This window comes from Pacificispira sp. HM-600 (genome assembly GCF_977993705.1).
In genome coordinates, this window is record NZ_OZ388079.1 from 1,573,944 (window position 1) to 1,590,352 (window position 16,409).

The window sequence follows — 16,409 nt, forward strand, 5'->3', positions numbered from 1 at the left end:
ACTTCGAGCCGAGAGTCACGTCGACCCGTTCGTCGCGACGTGCTCGGCGAACAGCCCCGGCCAAGCCATGATGCCGTAGGGCGTTCGGGCGATGACGATGCGGCTGCGCGGGATGAGCTCGTGCAGCTTGTTGGCGGTCTTGACCGGATGCGTCCGGTCGCCCGTCCACGCCAGGATCAGCGTCGGAACGTCGATGCCGGCGATCGCCTTTCGGTCGGGCAGGTCCGTGGACGCCGCGCCCCGCATGATCGTCGGGAGCAGCTTCTCGCTGATCGACGGGCGGGTCTCGGGCATGTCCGCGAGCGCCGGCGGGACCGGCGCCGTGCTGCCCGCTTCGACGAATGCGCTGATGCCGTGCTTCTCGACCAGATCGGCGTTCTGCAGATACGTCGCCGCCTGCGCGCGACGACTGCCCCACGCGGTCGGCGGCACCACAAGGGTCAGGCTGGCGAACCGCTTGGGCTTGCGCACCGCGGCGTGCAGCAGGGTGCCCGTGCCCATCGAGGGTCCGATGCCGTGCACCTTCTCACCCGGGGCGACGTGGTCGAGCAGCGCGAGCAGATCCTTCGCCAGACGGTCCCACCGGTAGCTGGACGGATTCTTCTTGCCCGTGGACCCGCCGTGCCCGCGCGCGTCGTACCTCAGCACGCGGTGGTCGCGGAGTGCGCGACCCAGATCCAGCCCCAACTGAGCGTCCCGCACGCGGCTCGACGTCAGGCCGTGCAGTTGAACCACCAGGGGGCCGCTGTCGCCCGTGATGTCGTAGTCGAGCGTGGCACCCCTGACATCGAGTGTGGGCACGAAACCTCCGGTTCCAGGCGGGAGTCACAGGCACGAGATATTCGCCCCTTAGACTACGGCGCCATGCGCCTGACGAATGTCGCCCAGATGTCCCTGCCCCGGGGCACCCTGCAGAGCTTCGCGGCGCGCGCGCGCGAGCGACCCGGCAAGCGGCTGCCGATCTCGTTCGATCAGCGTCGGCACGTCGGTGAGGGCGCCCGCCCGGGCTCGTGGATGGCCGTGGCCTTCCGACTCCCGGTGGGCACGACGCTCGACGACGTAGCGGCGGCGTGGATGGCGGTGATCGGCCGTCATGGGACTCTCCGAAGCGCCTTTTCGTACGACGACGCAGGCGAGCTCGCACTGCATGAGATCGAGGTCGAGGGCGGCGAGTGGATCCAGCATCCCGTCGGCGACGACGAACTCACCCGCGACGTGCTGCGTGGGGTGCTCGACGCCGCCTGCTCTCCCTTCGAGCGGCCCTCGCACCGGGTGTGCGTCGTGGCCCCGGAGACCCCCGACCCGCTCGATCCCCGCCCCACGGCGGTTATCGGATCGGACCACGCCCACGTCGACATGTGGTCGCTCCTCGTGCTCGTGCGTGACATGGTGACTCACCTGTCGGGACATTCGGACGGGGACTCGGTGCCCGCGGCATCCTTCGCCGAACACTCCGACGTGCTCGAACGGATGCCTCCGGCTCCCGCCGATGTCAGACAGCGCTGGAGCGACATCCTGGAGATCGAGGGCGGCGCCATGCCCGCCTTCCCCCTCCCCCTCGGCGACCTCTCGTCCCCGCGGCTCGAGGTGGTCGAGGTGCGCGATGTCCTCGCCGCCGAAGAGACCCGCGTATTCGAGGCACGAGCGACCGACCGGGGCGTGCGGATGACCGCGCTCGCCCTGTCGGTGCTCGCCGAGACGACGGCGCGCATGAGTGGGGCGCCGCTCCGCGCCGTCTTCCCCGTGCACAGCCGGAACGAGCCGCGCTGGCACGACTCGGTCGGCTGGTTCATCACCAACTCCGTCATTCAGTTCACCGCGACCGACCCCGTCGCATCCGCCGCCGCCGTCAAAGACGCCCTCGCGCTCGGTTCGTATCCGCTCGCACCCATTTTCGCGCCGTACGGCGGCATGCCCGCGGGCCCCGGCATGTTCGCGATCTCCTGGCTCGACACTCGGCGCCTGCCTCCCGTCGAGGCGGCACTGGGCATCCAGTACGTCTCTGCCGTGATCGAGACGGACGGCGTCATGATCTGGTTCATCGTCAACGACGACGGCCTGCATCTGCGCTGCCGCTACCCCGATACTCCTGAGGCGCGCGCGAACGTGGGCGGGTGGCTCGACATGATCGAGAAGGGTCTGCGCGACGTCGTCGCGTGAGCGAAGGGCTCGGTCCTGTGAGCGTCGCGCACACCCCTTCGTGAGCGCGAGGCACACCCCGGCTCCCTCTCAGTGGGCACCGGCGACCCGCACCCCGTCGACCCGCCGATAACCTGGGTCGGTGGGTTCACGTGAAGCAGGCGACCGAAATCGCCTGACTCGTATCCCCCCGCAAGGCGCAATCGTCGCCGTGCTGGCCCTCGCCGGCCTCTGCGCGTCATTCATGTACACGCTCGTCGTGCCCATCCAGGCGAAGCTTCCCGAGCTGCTCGATGCCTCCCGCGAAGACACCGCATGGGTCGTCACCGCGACGCTGCTGACCGCCGCCGTGATCACCCCGATTGCCGGACGCCTCGGCGACATGTACGGCAAGCGGCGCATCGTCATCGCGCTTCTCGCGTGCCTGATCCTCGGCTCGGTCATCGCGGGACTCTCGACCAACATCGTCGGTGTGATCGTCGGGCGTGCGCTGCAGGGCGCCGTGACCGGCGTCGTCCCGCTCGGCATCTCGATCCTGCGAGACGTCGTCCATCGCGACCGGCTCGCCACATCCGTCGCCCTGATCAGCGCGACGATGGGCGTCGGCGGGGCACTCGGCCTGCCTCTCAGCGCCCTCGTGACCGAACGGACCGACTGGCACGTGCTCTTCTGGGTCGCCGCCGGGCTCGGCGCGGTCGTCCTGCTGCTCGTCGTCTGGATCATCCCGGTGAGCGTGCTGCGCACCCCCGGTCGATTCGACTACATCGGGGCGCTCGGGCTCGCTGTGGGCCTGACCGGCATCCTTCTCGCCATCTCACGCGGAAACGAGTGGGGCTGGGCGAGCGCGCCCACCCTCGCGTGCGGGCTGGGCGGCGTCGCCGTTCTGCTCGTGTGGGGCTGGTATCAGTTACGCGCCGCGGAACCGTTGTTGGATCTGCGGGTGGCTGCGCGGCGGCCCGTCCTGCTCACCAACCTCGCCTCAATAGGCATGGGCTTCGCGCTCTTCGGGTCGAACATCGTCTTCCCTCAGCTGCTCGAGCTGCCCGTCGGATCGGGTGCCGGCCTCGGGCTCTCGCTCATCGGTGCGGCCCTCGTGGTCATGCCCGCGGGACTCGTCATGATGCTGATCTCCCCGCTGGCCGGGCGTCTGGAGCGGACGATCGGGCCTCGCGCGCTCCTGACCGGCGGCGCCATCGCCCTCGTCATCGCCTACGCATTCGTGTACTTCTTCTCGAGCGAGGTCTGGCACATCCTGCTTGCGAACATCCTCGTCGGGGTGGGCATCGGGCTCGGATTCGCGGGGATGCCGATGCTGATCATGCGCGCCGTACCTGCGAACGAGACGGGGGCCTCGAACGGCCTGAACGCCCTCTTCCGCTCGGTGGGCACGAGCACGGCCGCCGCGGTGCTCGGCGCCGTGCTCGCGGCCATGTCGCAACCGTACGAGGGTGTCGCTGTGCCTACTGGCGCGGCGTTCCAGACGAGCTTCCTGCTCGCCGGTGGTGCCGCCGTCATCGCCCTCGTGCTGTCGCTTCTGATCCCCCGCCACGCGACGCCCATAGACCACGCGTCCATCCCCGACGGACGCTGAGGCGGTACGGGGTCTACTAACCTGGCGCCCATGAGCGACGAACACCGAGTCGAGTCGACGCAGACCGACGAAGCATCCGCCGAACCGCGCGGCGGTAGTCGCGACACCCGCTTCTTCGGTCAGCCCTGGGAGCTCGCCCACATCTTCGGCGTCGAGATGTGGGAACGCTTCAGCTTCTACGGCATGCAGGGAATCCTGCTGATCTACCTGTACTACTCGGTGGCCGAAGGCGGCCTGGCGATCCCCAAACCGATCGCGGCGGGAATCGTCGGGGCATACGGCGGCGCCGTCTACCTGTCCACGATCCTCGGAGCATGGATCGCCGACCGCCTGCTCGGTTCGGAGCGCGTGCTCTTCTCCAGCGCCATCGTGATCATGGCGGGACACATCGCGCTCGCGTTGCTCCCGGGCGTCACGGGGGTAGGCGTAGGGCTCGTGCTGGTCGCGGTCGGGTCGGGCGGGCTGAAGGCCAACGCGACCTCCGTCGTCGGCACGCTCTACTCGGCCGACGACCCGCGCCGCGATTCGGGGTTCTCGCTGTTCTACCTCGGCATCAACCTCGGCGCTTTCCTGGGCCCTCTGCTCACCGGCCTGCTGCAGATGACACTCGGGTTCCACTGGGGTTTCGGCCTGGCTGCGGTGGGCATGGCGTTCGGCCTGATCCAGTACTCGTTCGGACGCAAACAGCTTCCCGACGAGGCGCGCCGGGTGCCGAATCCCCTCCCTCGCGCGCGCCGTCCGCTCGTGATCGGCGTGGCCGTTGCGGGGCTCGCCGCGATAGCCCTCGCCGTCTTGGTCGGACTGATCCGAGTCGAGAATCTCTCGGTGATCGTGATCGGCGTGACCCTCGTCGCGGCGCTCGGCTACTACGCCGTCATCCTGTCGAGCCGCCGCATCACGGCGACCGAACGCTCACGGGTCCTCGGCTTCATCCCGCTCTGGATCACGAGCGTTGCGTTCTGGTCGCTGTACCAGCAGCAGTTCACCGTGCTGACCATCTACTCCGACCAGAAGCTCAACCGCGATCTGTTCGGATGGGAGATGCCCGTCTCGTGGGTCCAGTCCATCAACCCGGTGTTCATCATCATCCTGTCGGGCGTCTTCTCGGCTCTCTGGCTGAAGCTCGGGCGCCGCCAGCCGTCCACGCCGGTCAAGTTCGCGCTCGGTGTCGCGATCATGGGCGTCGCTTTCCTGCTGTTCCTGCCCTTCGCCGGCGGGGGCGCGAACTCTACCCCGCTGCTCGCGATCGTCGGGATCCTGTTCGTCTTCACCGTCGCCGAGCTGCTGCTGTCGCCGATCGGGCTCTCGGTCAGCACGAAGCTCGCGCCCGAGATGTTCCACACGCAGATGGTGGCGCTGTTCTTCCTCTCCGTCGCGCTCGGGACGGCGATCTCGGGGTGGCTTGCGCAGTTCTTCGACGTCGACAACGAGGTGCCCTATTTCTCGATCCTCGGCTGCATCGCCATCGTCGTCGGCATCGGCATGGTGCTGTCGGTCCGTCCGGTCCTGAAGCTGATGAGGGGCGTGCGCTGAGCTCAGGCCGCTCGCACACGGTTGCGTGGGCGCCGACGGGCCGGGGCCACATTCGGCGGGACGACGGACTCGGGAACTCCGCCGATGTCGTGGCGAACTCGAGCCTCCTAGACGGTGTCGTCGCGTCCTGCCAGCGGGCGAGCCTCATTCCCGGATCCTCGTCTCGACCAGCGCCAGGGCGTTGCCACCCAGGATGCGCCGCGTGATCTCTTCCGACAGACCCGCCTCGCGGATCTTCGCGACCGGCTCGTCGAGACCCATGTCGAAGGGGTAGTCGCTGCCCAGAACCGCACGGTCTTCGCCCGTAACCTCGACCAGGGCACGGAGCGTGCGCTCGTCGTGAACGACGGTGTCGAACCACAGCTTCCGCAGGTAGGTGGACGGCGGATGCTCACACCCTCGAGCATCCGGACGCACCCGCCACGCGTGGTCCGAACGGCCGATGACGGTCGGCAGGTATCCCCCACCGTGCGCGGCGACGATCTTCAGCCCCGGGTGGCGATCGAGCACCCCGGCGAAGATCAGATGCGAGAGCGCGACCGCGTTCTCGGTCGGCTGACCGACCGTGTTGGCGAGGTAGAACCTGTCGAGGCGCTCGTCGAGGCTGCACCCGAACGGGTGCAGGAAGATGACGATCCCGAGCTCCGCCGCGCGCGCCCAGAACGGCTCCAGGCGCTCGTCCGAGAGTTCCACATCTCCCGCGAACGACGAGATCTCGACGCCCGCGAGGCCGCGGCCCAGCACCGCATCGTCGAGGTACTCGACCATCCGCCCGGGGTGCTGCATCGGCACCAGACTGAGACCCGTGAGGCGGTCGGGGGCTTGAGCGACATACTCCGCGACCAGACGGTTCGCCTCGCCCGCGGCCCAGACCGCGAGGCCCTCGGGCGCCCACGGGTAGAAGTGGTTCGGTGACGCGCTGACCCACTGGCGCTCGACACCCTGGGCGTCCATGTCGGCGAGCCGCACGTTCACATCGGTCAGCTTCGGGATGCGCTGCCCGATCATCGGCCCCGACACGGCCTGACTCGCGGCACCGTTCCGACGAAAATCGAGCGCGGCGGCCTCGGCCACCAGGTCGGGTGCGCGGCGCTCGACCTCGGCATGCAGCGAGGGCAGCAGGACGTGCGCATGGACGTCGATGACGCCCGTCTCGTGGGCGCTCATGCGGGCTGCGCCATCTTCTGCGCGATACCGAAGATCAGGCCACCGGCGTCGATGACGAGGTCCCCCCAGCAACGCCCATAGACAGAGGCATCGAAGAAGTCGACGGATGCATCGAGGTCAGTCGAGGTGATGGGGACGTACGGCACATGGGAGCGCGGTGTGATCATCTTCGATCCTTCAGGAATCAGGCGGGCACGACTCTGACCCGCCTCTTCATCCTCGGCGGGACTTTCCACAGAGGGAAGTGGATCCCGCCGATGCGAACTATCGACCGGGTCGATACGCGTCCGGCATCTCCGCGCGGCTCAGGCCGGCCGCTCCGGAAGGCTCCTAGTGACCCTCCATCGGTCATGCGGCGATCAGACGAGGCGCAGCTCGGCATCGATCGCGGCCGCCGCGCGCAGCAACGGCGGCAGGTAGGCATCCCGCATGTGCTCGACCGAATCGCGCGTGGCACTCGTCGACACGTTGAGCGCCGCGACGACCCGGCCACCCCGATCGTGCAGCGGTACGGCTATCGAGCGCAACCCCGGCTCGAGTTCGCCATCCACGAGCGACCACCCCTGCTCGCGGACGGCCCGGACCTCGTCGGCGAGCGCGGACCGGTCGGTCAGGGTTCGGCCCGTGAAGTCGCGCAGGTCGGAGGCATCCAGTGCGGCCGCCAGCGCCGCATCCGGCAGACCCGCCAACAGAACGCGGCCCATGCTGGTCGCGTAGACGGGGAAACGGGTGCCGATGGTGATGCGAACGCTCATGATTCGTCTCGTCGGAACGCGCGCGACATAGACGATGTCGGTATCGTCCAGCACCGCGGCCGACACACTCTCATCCACCTCGCGCGAGAGAGCCTCGAGGTGCGGCTGCACGATCTCGGGCAACGACAGCGCCGAGAGGTAGCTGAACCCGAGTTCCAGCACACGTGGCGTGAGCGCAAACGTCCGTCCGTCGCCGCGGACGTAGCCGAGCGACTCAAGTGTGAGCAGAAACCTCCGGGCCGCGGCACGGGTCAACTCGGCACGACGTGCGACGTCGCTGAGCGAGAGTTCCGGATGCTCCGCATCGAACGCGCGGATCACCCCGAGCCCGCGAGCGAACGACTGCACGAACGTGCCGGATGCCGCGGCATCCGCACCCTCGTCCGTCACGTCGCCCTACCGCTCGAGGACGACCGCGAGGCCCTGACCGACGCCGATGCAGATCGCCGCGACCGCGACACCTCCGCCGCGCCGCTTGAGCTCGTGTGCCGCATGACCGATGATGCGGCCACCGGAGGCCCCGAGCGGGTGACCGATCGCGATCGCGCCGCCGTGGATGTTGAGCTTGTCGGGGTCGAGCTCGGGCCAGAGCTTCAGGCACGCCAGCGACTGAGAGGCGAACGCCTCGTTGAGTTCGACGAAGTCGACATCCGCCCAGGTGCGACCCGCGCGGGCGAGGGCCCGGTTCGCCGCCTCGACGGGGGCGATGCCGAACACATCGGGATCGTTGCCGAAGACCCCACGACCCGTGATGCGGGCGAGCGGGTCGATGTCGAGAGCGCCCTCGGCACCGAGTAGCACCGCCGAGGCACCGTCGTTGATCGAGGACGCGTTGCCTGCCGTGACGGAACTGTTCTTCGCGAACAACGGGCGCAGGCCCGCGAGCTTCTCGAGCGATGTGTCGGCGCGGATGCCCTCGTCCCGTGCAAGCTCGGCGCCAGGAACCTGCACGATCTCGCCGTCGTACACGCCGGCATCCCACGCGGCGGCCGCGAGCTGATGGCTGCGGAGCGTGAACGCGTCCTGCGCCTCGCGCGAGATCTCATAGATCTCGGCGAGCTTCTCGGCCGACGCCCCGTTGCTGATCGTCCAGTCTTCGCGCAGCGCCGGGTTGGTCATGCGCCACCCGATCGAGGTGTTCCACATCGTCTGGTTTCCCACGGCCGGCCACGGCTTGGGCGACTTCTCGACGACGAAGGGGGCCCGACTCATCGACTCGACCCCACCAGCGAGGATGATGTCGGCGTCGCCGGACTCGATCGCGCGCGATCCCTGGATCACGGCGTCGACGGCCGAGCCGCAGAGGCGGTTGACCGTCACACCCGAGACACTCGACGGGAAACCCGCGAGCAGGGCTCCGAACCGTGCGACATTGCGATTGTCCTCGCCCGCCTGGTTCGCGTCACCGAAGATCACATCGTCGATGCGCGCGGGGTCGAGACCCGTGCGCTCGGCGGCGGCCTTCATCACGACCGCGGCGAGATCGTCGGGGCGGATTCCCGAGAGCGCGCCCCCGGCTCGGCCGAACGGGGTGCGGACGGCGTCGTAGACGTAGGTGGCGGTCATATCAGTTGTCTCCGGTTCCTGAGCCAGTCGAAGGGCCGACGAGGGTGAGCCCGGTCAGCGCGGCGAGCGATTCGATCGTGTTATCGCCGAACGCCTCACGCACGGCGAAGCCCTCGGGGGTGATGTCGAAGATCGCGTGGTCGGTATAGACCCGACTGACGCAACCGACGCCGGTGAGCGGATAGGTGCAGGACTCCACGAGTTTGGACTCGCCCTGCTTCGTCAGCAGGTCGGTCATGACGTAGACGTCCTTGGCCCCGATCGCCAGGTCCATCGCTCCACCAACCGCGGGGATCGCGCCGGGAGCGCCCGTCGACCAGTTGGCGAGGTCGCCGTTCTGGCCAACCTGAAAAGCTCCGAGCACGCACACGTCGAGGTGCCCGCCGCGCATCATGCCGAACGAGTCGGCGTGATGGAAGTAGGCGGCACCCGGGAGCGCGGTGACGGGCTGCTTGCCCGCGTTGATGAGGTCGGGATCGATGCGGCCAGCCTCGGGCGCCTCGCCCATGCCGAGCAACCCGTTCTCGGTGTGCAGGATGATCTCGAGATCGGCGGGCAGGAAGTTCGCCACCAGGGTCGGTGCGCCGATGCCGAGGTTGACGTAGGCACCCTCGGGGATGTCTGCGGCGATGCGCTTCGCGAGATCGTCGCGACTGATGCGGGTGCTCACGCGGCATCCTCCCTCTCGGCGTTCGTGTCGGTGTCCGGGTCGAGGCGTCGACCTTCGATGTCGACCCCGCCGGTGAATTCACCATTGCGCAGCCAGGCCCGTTCTCCGACCGCGACGACACGGTTGACGAAGATGCCGGGCGTGACGACCGACTCGGGATCGAGCGATCCGAGCGCCACGATCTCGTCGACCTGCGCGATCGTCGTGGTTGCGGCCGATGCCATGATCGGGCCGAAGTTGCGAGCCGTCTCGCGGTACACGAGATTGCCCCAGCGGTCGGCGCGGAGCGCACCGATCAGGGCGAAGTCGGCCTTGATCGGATACTCCAGCACGTAGCGGCGTCCATCGATCTCGCGCTCTTCCTTGCCCGCGGCGAGTTCTGTGCCAACACCGGTGGGCGAGAAGAACGCGCCGATCCCGGCGCCGGCCGCGCGGATGCGCTCGGCGAGGTTCCCCTGCGGAACGAGTTCGAGCTCGAGCTCGCCCGCGCGGTAGAGGCCGTCGAACACCCACGAGTCGCTCTGCCGCGGGAACGAGCAGACGATCTTGCGGACCTGCTTGTTGGCGAGTAACGCGGCGAGACCTGTGTCGCCGTTTCCGGCGTTGTTGTTGACGATCGTGAGGTTCTGGGCACCGTGTGCGATGAGCGCGTCGATCAGCTCGACGGGCTGGCCGGCCCGCCCGAATCCGCCGATCATGACGGTCGCCCCGTCGGGGATGTCTCCGACCGCCTGTTCGACGGTGGGCACGGTTTTGTCGATCACGTCGCCTCCTCGCTTGTGTTCGCTCTGCGCACACACATTCGCAATACGTACATTATATCTCCATTTGCGTCTATTCTTCCGCTTACCGACGTGCCTCAGTTTCTTTGAGCGCGTGGGGTGTGTTGGTGCCTCACATACTTTGAGCGCGAAGCTTGCCTGTGTGGAAGGCAAGATTGAGATGGCCGCGAGGCGACAGGTGACGAACAAACTCCGTGACGCGTACCGGAAAGCATCGAAGCACGACAAGGCCCGGATCCTTGACGAGGTGATGAGCACGACGGGGATGGGCCGATCAACGGCGCGGCGGATGCTGACGGGGCCGGTGCTGCCGGATCCGGCGAAGCAGGTCGATAGACGCCAGTTGCGGGCCAAGACGTATAGCGATGATTCGAGGCGGCTGCTGGAGCATGTGTGGGCGCTGATGGGCATGCCGTGCGGGAAGTACCTCGTGGTGATGCTGGAGCTGTGGATGCCGCTGCTGCACGCTGCCGGCGACCTCGACAAGCCATTCGTGACACCGCAGACGATCGTCGAGCTTCAGACAATGAGTCCGGCAACGATCGACCGGTATCTGAGCCCGGCACGTCGGGCGATGCAGTTGCGGGGGATCTCTACGACGATCCCGTCACCGCTGCTGCGCAACTCGATCGGGTTGTCGAAGGTCGGGGATGCCCCGGTCACGGCACCCGGGGTGATCGAGGCGGACACCGTCGCGCATTGCGGACCCACGTTCGTCGGCGAGTTCGCACGCACGTTGACGATGACCGACATCGCCACCGGGTGGACCGAGAACGCCTCGATCCGCAACAACGCGGCCAAGTGGATCGTCGGCGCTGTCGGCGATCTGCAGAACATGTTCCCATTCGAGCTGCGCGTGTTCGACTCGGACAACGGATCGGAGTTCATCAACCATGATGTCGCGGACTGGCTCCAAGCCCGTGACATCGCCCAGACCCGGTCCCGCCCTTACAAGAAAAACGACCAAGCGACCGTCGAGTCGAAGAACAACCACGTCGTCCGCAAACACGCGTTCCATTGGCGCTACGACACCCCGGACGAGCTCGCGCTGCTGAACGAGCTCTGGCGGCTCGTCTCACTACGGTTGAATTTCTTCACCCCGACGAAGAAGCCCACCGCATACGCCACCGCGGCCAGCGGGCGCCGCACACGCCTCTACGACGCACCGAAGACACCCTGGCAGCGAGTGCGCGATTCTGGGGTCCTCACCGCCGAGCAAGCCGACGTCGTTCAGGCCCGGATCACCGGGATCAACCCCGCCGATCTGACCCGCCGGATCAACCAGATCCAGCTCCAACTCATCGAGCTATCACAAGCCAAAACCGAAGCCATGACCACCAGCCGACACCTCGACATGACATCCTTAGAAACGTCGATCCGTCGACTCCAAACAACCAAATGAACCGCAAGCCTCGCGCTCACCATACGTGAGGCACCGCATCACCCTTCGCGCTCACTTCTAGATGAGGCACCTCGCTTACTTCTACGTCTTGGTAAGGTGGGACACCGTTCGAAAGGATTCCTCCATGGCTACCGCGACGATGACGAGCAAGGGGCAAATCACCGTCCCCAAAGAGATCCGCGACGACCTCAACCTTGTTGCTGGGTCGAAGGTGATGTTCGTGAAGTTGCGCTCGGGCCAGTACCGGATCGTCGCGCGGACGGGCTCCGTGAACGACTTCATCGGAATGCTGCACGACCCCGACGCCCAGCCGATGACGATCGAAGAGATCAACGACGCCATCGCCGAGGGTGGCGCAGAGAGCGGGATGCGGGGCCTGATCTGATGCATCCGACGATGATCGGGATCGACACGAACGTCGTGCTGCGTGCGGTGCTTCGCGATGATCCTCTTCAATCGCCGGCGGCCGCCGAACTCTTTCGTGGCCTCACCCCCGAACGACGCGGTTTCATCACGCAGGTCACGCTCGCCGAAACCTACTGGGTCCTCTCGCGAAGCAAACGCCTATCGCGCGATACCTGCCTAGCGGTGATCCGGAGCCTCGTCGAAACCGAGGTTCTCGAGTTCGACGATGGTGAAAGCGTCGTGCGCGCCCTCACCCTGGCCGAGGAGGGCGCGGACTTCGCCGACGCGCTGATCGAGGCGACGATGGAGATGTTCGGCGTCGACGAAACGGTCACCTTCGACCGCGACGCCGCCGAGCGACTCGGGTGGCGGCTGCTCACCGACGCGTAGCAAGAGCGACGCCGGGCGCGATCAGGACTCGTTGAAGACCTCGGAGGCGATGCGGAACGCCGTGTTGGCCGCGGGAACGCCCGCGTAGATCGCCGACTGCAGGATGACCTCGCGGATTTCATCCACCGTCAACCCGTTGCGAAGAGCCGCCCGCAGGTGCATCGCGAACTCTTCGTGGTGACCGAGCGCGATGAGCGACGAGAGCACCGCAATCGATCGGTCGCGACGCTGCAGTCCCGGACGGGACCAGACATCCCCCCACGCGACGCGCGTGATGAAGTCCTGAAAGTCGGCGGTCAGCTCGGTGGTGTTCGTGATCGACCGGTCGACATGCTCGTCCGAGAGCACCGCGCGACGCGCGACCATGCCCTGCTCGTAGCGCTGCTCGTCGGTCAGGCCCTCGCCCGCGGGTCTGGTCATCGGCTCGTCCCCTCGAAGAACTCCAACAGCATTCGAGCCATGATCTCGGGCTGCTCGGCGGGCGGTAGGTGCGCCGCACCGTCAACGCGTGCCGCGCGACCGTCATGCACGCCGTCCGCGATCTCGACCGACTTGGACTCGGGCGCGACCGTGTCGAACTCGCCCCACGCGGCGAGCACGGGCAGGTCGATCGCGGATAGCTGCGCCCGCACGTCGTACTCGGCGAGCGCCTCGCAGCAGCGCGCATAGCTGTCGTCGTCCGCGTCCTGTAACGAGTGCAGCAGGCGGCCGGTCAGCTCGGGGCGTCGCGCGATCGAGTCGGGAGCGAACCAGCGTTGCGCGGACCCCACGATCAGGCTCGAGGTCGACTGGCTCCGAGCTTGCTCGGCACGCTCGGCCCAGGCAGCAGCGTCTCCGAGCTGCGCGCCCGAGGCGACGATCGCGGCGCGATCCACGAGCTCCGGATGCCGAAGGCACAGCTCGAGTCCGCCGGCACCGCCGAGCGACACCCCCGCATAGCGGACGGGCCCACCGCCCAGTTCGCGGATGGCCGCGGCGACCGCGTCGGCCACCTCGCCGACCGCGAACGGTGCGTCGGCCGCGGGCGAGGCGCCGTGGCCCGGCAGGTCCCACGCGACGACGCGGTAGTCGGCGGCGAGCGTGGGGATGACGTCTTCCCACAGAATCGTCGACGTCCCGAGCGAGGGACCCAAGACGACGAGCGGCGCGCCCTCCGCGCCGACCGGCTCCGTCACGGCGATGCGGGGGACGGTCATGAGAGAACCTCCGGTGTTTCGTGGCTCGGTGGCGCATCACGCGGGCCGCGCTCGCTGAGCGCCCCATCGAGGTAGGCGGCGGCGAGACCCAGGTACTGGGCCGGGTCGACGAGCGCGTCGACGTCGAGGCCGGCCGCTTCGGGCAGCGCCCGAACGAGGTCGGCAAAGTCGGCACCCGCGGATGCTTCGGCCACTAGGGTATCGAAGCGCGCCCGCCCGATCAGGGGCACGAGCGTGAGAGAGAGGCGCTCGCTGACGATCAGCGCACCGGTCAACGTGAGGTTGCGGGTGACCGCCGCACTATCGACGGAAAGTCCGGCCACGACACGAGCCGAGGTCGCCGTGGCCCCGAGCGCCAGCCGCAGTAGTTCACGCAGCGTCGGCCATTCGGCGTGCCACGAGCCATCCGGACGTTCGTCCGCCGCGAGCGCGGCCGCGAGGTGCAGCGTCGCGCCGAGCTGAGGTGCACGTAGCGCAGCCGAGCGGATCAGCACGGACCCAGACGGATTGCGCTTCTGCGGCATCGCCGACGATCCGCCCGCCGCGCCCTCGGCGAGTTCACCGATCTCGGTCCGCGAGAGCGTGGCGATGTCGGTCGCGATCTTGCCGACAGCGTCGATCGCCTGCACGAGCGCGTCGCCGAGTTCGGTGACGGGCCATCTGTTGGTATGCCAGGGAGCATCGGGCACGGCAAGTCCCAGCGCGCCCGCGAAGGGCGCGGACAGCCGAGCCGCCGCATCCGCTCCGGCGATCTCGACGATGGCGGCAAGCGTGCCGCCGGCGCCCCCGAGCTGGGCGGGCAGCTCCGTCACCGCCGCCTCGAGACGGTCGGTCGCCCGGCGCACACCGCGCAGCCAGACGGCGGCGCGCAGACCCACGGTCGTCGGCACGGCATGTTGCGTGAGCGTGCGGGCGGCTCCGACAGCCTGGGCATGCGTCCGAGCGAACGTCGCAAGCTCGACCGCGACGTTACGCAGGTGCGTGAGGATCGCGCGACCCGCGCGGTCCGACACGAGCATCAGAGCAGAATCAAGGATGTCCTGGCTCGTCGCGCCGCGATGGACCCAGCGCCGAGCGGACTCGGGCACCCGCTCCTTCAGCTCGCCGACGAGCGGGATGACCGGGTTGCCGCCCGAGACGGATGCCTCGGCCAGCACGACCGCATCGAGCCCGTGCCCGAAGCATCCGTGTCCATCGGCCTGCCAGCCGAGCGCGGACGAGACGTCTTCGACGACTGCCGCAGTGGCGACGCCGACCGCTCCGTACGCACGAACGAGCGCGACCTCGGCGGCCACGAGTGCGTCCAGAACCGCCTCGTCCCCGACCAGGGCGTCGTGACCGACACTCACGGGCGAGAGCAACCCCACATCGAACGCGGGCGACGACTCGCGCGCGCCGGATCGATCGGGGGTTGCATCAGAAGGCAAGGAAGACGGTCTCCTTCTCGCCCTGCAGCCGGATGTCGTGCCGCAGGTAGCCGTCGGGCGTGCGTGTTGCCACGAGCGTAGCGCGCTCCTCCGCCGAGAGGTCGGCCAGCAGCGGGTCGGCCGCGAGCAACGCCTCGTCCTCGGGGAGGTAGATGCGCGTGTGCAGCTTGTTCGGGAGCCCGCGCGCGAAGACGACCGCGGCGAAGAACGGTGCCTTGCCATCGACCGCTCCGGGGTTGCGGGTCCAGAACTCGTAGTGCCCGTCGTCGGTCGTCGCCGCGCGTCCGAAACCCGTGAAGGTGTGGTCGTCACGACGACGCGCGCCGCGCTCGCGCGACACGGTTCCGTCGCTGTCGGCACTCCAGATCTCGACGATGGCGTCCGGGATCGGCGCACCGGCTCCGTCATAGACCGTGCCGCCGAGCACGATCGCGCCGGGCGAGTGCGGAAAGGCGACCTCGTGCATGTTGGCGTAATTGAGGCCGAAGGCGAAGAAGGGGCCGATCGTCTGACCGGGGGTGCCTTCCAGGCGCGTTTCAGTGGTCATCAGTGCTCTCCCTCGGGCTCGAACCAGGTCGCGGACGGGCCGTCGACGACGATGTCCCACGTGTAGCCCATCGAGAACTCGGGCACCGTCAGGTCGTGGTCGTAGGTCCCGACCAGGCGGTCGCGGGCCTTCTGGTCACGGATGGTGTTGTAGATCGGGTCGAGCGCGAAGAGCGGGTCGCCCGGGAAGTACATCTGCGTGATGATGCGCTGCGTGAAGCCCGTGCCGAAGAGCGAGAAGTGGATGTGCGCCGGGCGCCACGCGTTGACGTGGTTCTTCCACGGGTACGGGCCCGGCTTGATCGTGGTGAAGAAGTACTCGCCGTTGTCGTTCGTGATCGTGCGCCCTGCTCCGGTGAAGTTCGGATCGAGCGGCGCGGGATGCTGGTCGCGCTGATGGATGTAACGACCCGCGGAATTCGCCTGCCAGACCTCGACGAGCTGGTTCGCGAGGGGGCGGCCCCAGCTGTCGAGCACGCGGCCCGACACCGTGATGCGCTCACCCAGGGGCTCACCCGTGTGCTGCAGCGTCAGGTCGGTCTCGATCGCCGCGACGTCGCGCTGGCCGAACGCCGGCGACCACAGCTCGATCGTCTCGGGGTCAACGAGCCGAGGGTTCTTGGTGGGGTGGCGCAGAACACTCGAGCGGTACGGAGCGAAGTCGTACAGCGTCGTGGGCGCGGGCGCCTCACCGCGGGCTTCGCGGGCCGCGTGGTCGGCGTGGATCTCGGCGATCTCCGCGTTGATCTCGCGCTGCGAGGGCATGTCCGGCGAGGCGAGCAAAGACTCGGGTGCCGCCGCCTGCGGGGATGTGTCTGTCATGGTGTCTCCTTCGACAAA

General features: G+C 68.0%; 18 protein-coding genes. 6 read left to right on the plus strand and 12 right to left on the minus strand.

All coding sequences use genetic code 11. The features are described 5' to 3' along the window. Nucleotides 1-15: 15 nt before the first annotated feature. Nucleotides 16-801, minus strand: coding sequence for an alpha/beta fold hydrolase (locus ACXZ1E_RS07465; RefSeq protein ID WP_458042731.1), 786 nt, complete (start codon nucleotides 799-801; stop codon nucleotides 16-18). A gap of 63 nt (nucleotides 802-864) precedes the next feature. On the opposite strand from ACXZ1E_RS07465, the gene ACXZ1E_RS07470 reads away from it, so the two are divergent. The 3 genes from ACXZ1E_RS07470 to ACXZ1E_RS07480 all read left to right on the plus strand — a co-directional run bounded on the left by ACXZ1E_RS07470 (nucleotide 865) and on the right by ACXZ1E_RS07480 (nucleotide 5,263). Then, nucleotides 865-2,160, plus strand: a complete 1,296-nt coding sequence (locus tag ACXZ1E_RS07470; protein WP_458042732.1) for a peptide synthetase — start codon at nucleotides 865-867, stop codon at nucleotides 2,158-2,160. A 121-nt stretch (nucleotides 2,161-2,281) separates the two neighbouring features. Next, on the plus strand, nucleotides 2,282-3,730 hold the full coding sequence (locus ACXZ1E_RS07475; protein ID WP_458352085.1) for an MFS transporter: 1,449 nt from the start codon (nucleotides 2,282-2,284) through the stop codon (nucleotides 3,728-3,730). Between the two features lie 30 nt (nucleotides 3,731-3,760). Next, on the plus strand, nucleotides 3,761-5,263 hold the full coding sequence (locus tag ACXZ1E_RS07480) for a peptide MFS transporter (protein WP_458042733.1): 1,503 nt from the start codon (nucleotides 3,761-3,763) through the stop codon (nucleotides 5,261-5,263). Between the two features lie 144 nt (nucleotides 5,264-5,407). Here ACXZ1E_RS07480 and ACXZ1E_RS07485 read toward each other — a convergent pair whose 3' ends face one another. From ACXZ1E_RS07485 to ACXZ1E_RS07510, 6 genes are all read right to left on the minus strand, one after another. Further along, a complete protein-coding gene (locus ACXZ1E_RS07485) occupies nucleotides 5,408-6,430 on the minus strand; it encodes an amidohydrolase family protein (protein WP_458042734.1) in 1,023 nt (340 codons plus the stop codon). Next, nucleotides 6,427-6,597 (minus strand): hypothetical protein, encoded by a 171-nt coding sequence (locus ACXZ1E_RS07490; protein WP_458042735.1) that lies wholly within the window; start codon nucleotides 6,595-6,597, stop codon nucleotides 6,427-6,429. Before ACXZ1E_RS07490 ends, ACXZ1E_RS07485 begins: the two co-directional genes overlap by 4 nt. Before the next feature lie 192 nt (nucleotides 6,598-6,789). Further along, nucleotides 6,790-7,575 carry an IclR family transcriptional regulator domain-containing protein gene (locus ACXZ1E_RS07495; RefSeq protein ID WP_458042736.1) on the minus strand — a complete coding sequence of 262 codons (786 nt, stop codon included), beginning with the start codon at nucleotides 7,573-7,575 and terminating at the stop codon, nucleotides 6,790-6,792. A 6-nt stretch (nucleotides 7,576-7,581) separates the two neighbouring features. Continuing rightward, nucleotides 7,582-8,751, minus strand: coding sequence for a thiolase family protein (locus ACXZ1E_RS07500; protein ID WP_458042737.1), 1,170 nt, complete (start codon nucleotides 8,749-8,751; stop codon nucleotides 7,582-7,584). A 1-nt stretch (nucleotide 8,752) separates the two neighbouring features. Next, nucleotides 8,753-9,421, minus strand: coding sequence for a 3-oxoacid CoA-transferase subunit B (locus ACXZ1E_RS07505; RefSeq protein WP_458042738.1), 669 nt, complete (start codon nucleotides 9,419-9,421; stop codon nucleotides 8,753-8,755). Then, nucleotides 9,418-10,185, minus strand: a complete 768-nt coding sequence (locus ACXZ1E_RS07510) for a 3-oxoacid CoA-transferase subunit A (protein WP_458042739.1) — start codon at nucleotides 10,183-10,185, stop codon at nucleotides 9,418-9,420. The genes ACXZ1E_RS07505 and ACXZ1E_RS07510 overlap by 4 nt, the downstream gene beginning before the upstream one ends. Before the next feature lie 196 nt (nucleotides 10,186-10,381). Between ACXZ1E_RS07510 and ACXZ1E_RS07515 the strand changes: the two genes are divergently transcribed. From ACXZ1E_RS07515 to ACXZ1E_RS07525, 3 genes are all read left to right on the plus strand, one after another. Then, nucleotides 10,382-11,605 (plus strand): integrase catalytic domain-containing protein, encoded by a 1,224-nt coding sequence (locus tag ACXZ1E_RS07515; RefSeq protein ID WP_458040749.1) that lies wholly within the window; start codon nucleotides 10,382-10,384, stop codon nucleotides 11,603-11,605. Between the two features lie 124 nt (nucleotides 11,606-11,729). After that, nucleotides 11,730-11,990: an AbrB/MazE/SpoVT family DNA-binding domain-containing protein gene (locus tag ACXZ1E_RS07520; protein WP_458042740.1), complete on the plus strand. Its 261-nt coding sequence runs from the start codon at nucleotides 11,730-11,732 to the stop codon at nucleotides 11,988-11,990. An 11-nt stretch (nucleotides 11,991-12,001) separates the two neighbouring features. Continuing rightward, the gene (locus ACXZ1E_RS07525) at nucleotides 12,002-12,400 is read left to right on the plus strand and encodes a PIN domain-containing protein (protein ID WP_458042741.1); all 399 of its coding nucleotides are present in this window, start codon (nucleotides 12,002-12,004) and stop codon (nucleotides 12,398-12,400) included. Between the two features lie 21 nt (nucleotides 12,401-12,421). Here the strand turns inward: ACXZ1E_RS07525 and pcaC are convergent, their stop codons facing one another. Genes pcaC through pcaH form a run of 5 tightly spaced genes read right to left on the minus strand, consistent with a single transcriptional unit; the run spans nucleotide 12,422 to nucleotide 16,391 of the window. After that, nucleotides 12,422-12,820: a 4-carboxymuconolactone decarboxylase gene (gene pcaC / locus ACXZ1E_RS07530; RefSeq protein ID WP_458042742.1), complete on the minus strand. Its 399-nt coding sequence runs from the start codon at nucleotides 12,818-12,820 to the stop codon at nucleotides 12,422-12,424. Next, a complete protein-coding gene (locus ACXZ1E_RS07535) occupies nucleotides 12,817-13,596 on the minus strand; it encodes an alpha/beta fold hydrolase (protein ID WP_458042743.1) in 780 nt (259 codons plus the stop codon). Before ACXZ1E_RS07535 ends, pcaC begins: the two co-directional genes overlap by 4 nt. Continuing rightward, a complete protein-coding gene (locus tag ACXZ1E_RS07540; RefSeq protein WP_458042744.1) occupies nucleotides 13,593-15,023 on the minus strand; it encodes a lyase family protein in 1,431 nt (476 codons plus the stop codon). Before ACXZ1E_RS07540 ends, ACXZ1E_RS07535 begins: the two co-directional genes overlap by 4 nt. Continuing rightward, complete coding sequence (gene pcaG, locus ACXZ1E_RS07545; protein WP_458042745.1) at nucleotides 15,013-15,570, minus strand: protocatechuate 3,4-dioxygenase subunit alpha; 558 nt, start codon at nucleotides 15,568-15,570, stop codon at nucleotides 15,013-15,015. Before pcaG ends, ACXZ1E_RS07540 begins: the two co-directional genes overlap by 11 nt. Continuing rightward, nucleotides 15,570-16,391, minus strand: coding sequence for a protocatechuate 3,4-dioxygenase subunit beta (gene pcaH / locus ACXZ1E_RS07550; protein WP_458042746.1), 822 nt, complete (start codon nucleotides 16,389-16,391; stop codon nucleotides 15,570-15,572). The genes pcaG and pcaH overlap by 1 nt, the downstream gene beginning before the upstream one ends. Between the last annotated feature and the right edge of the window lie 18 nt (nucleotides 16,392-16,409).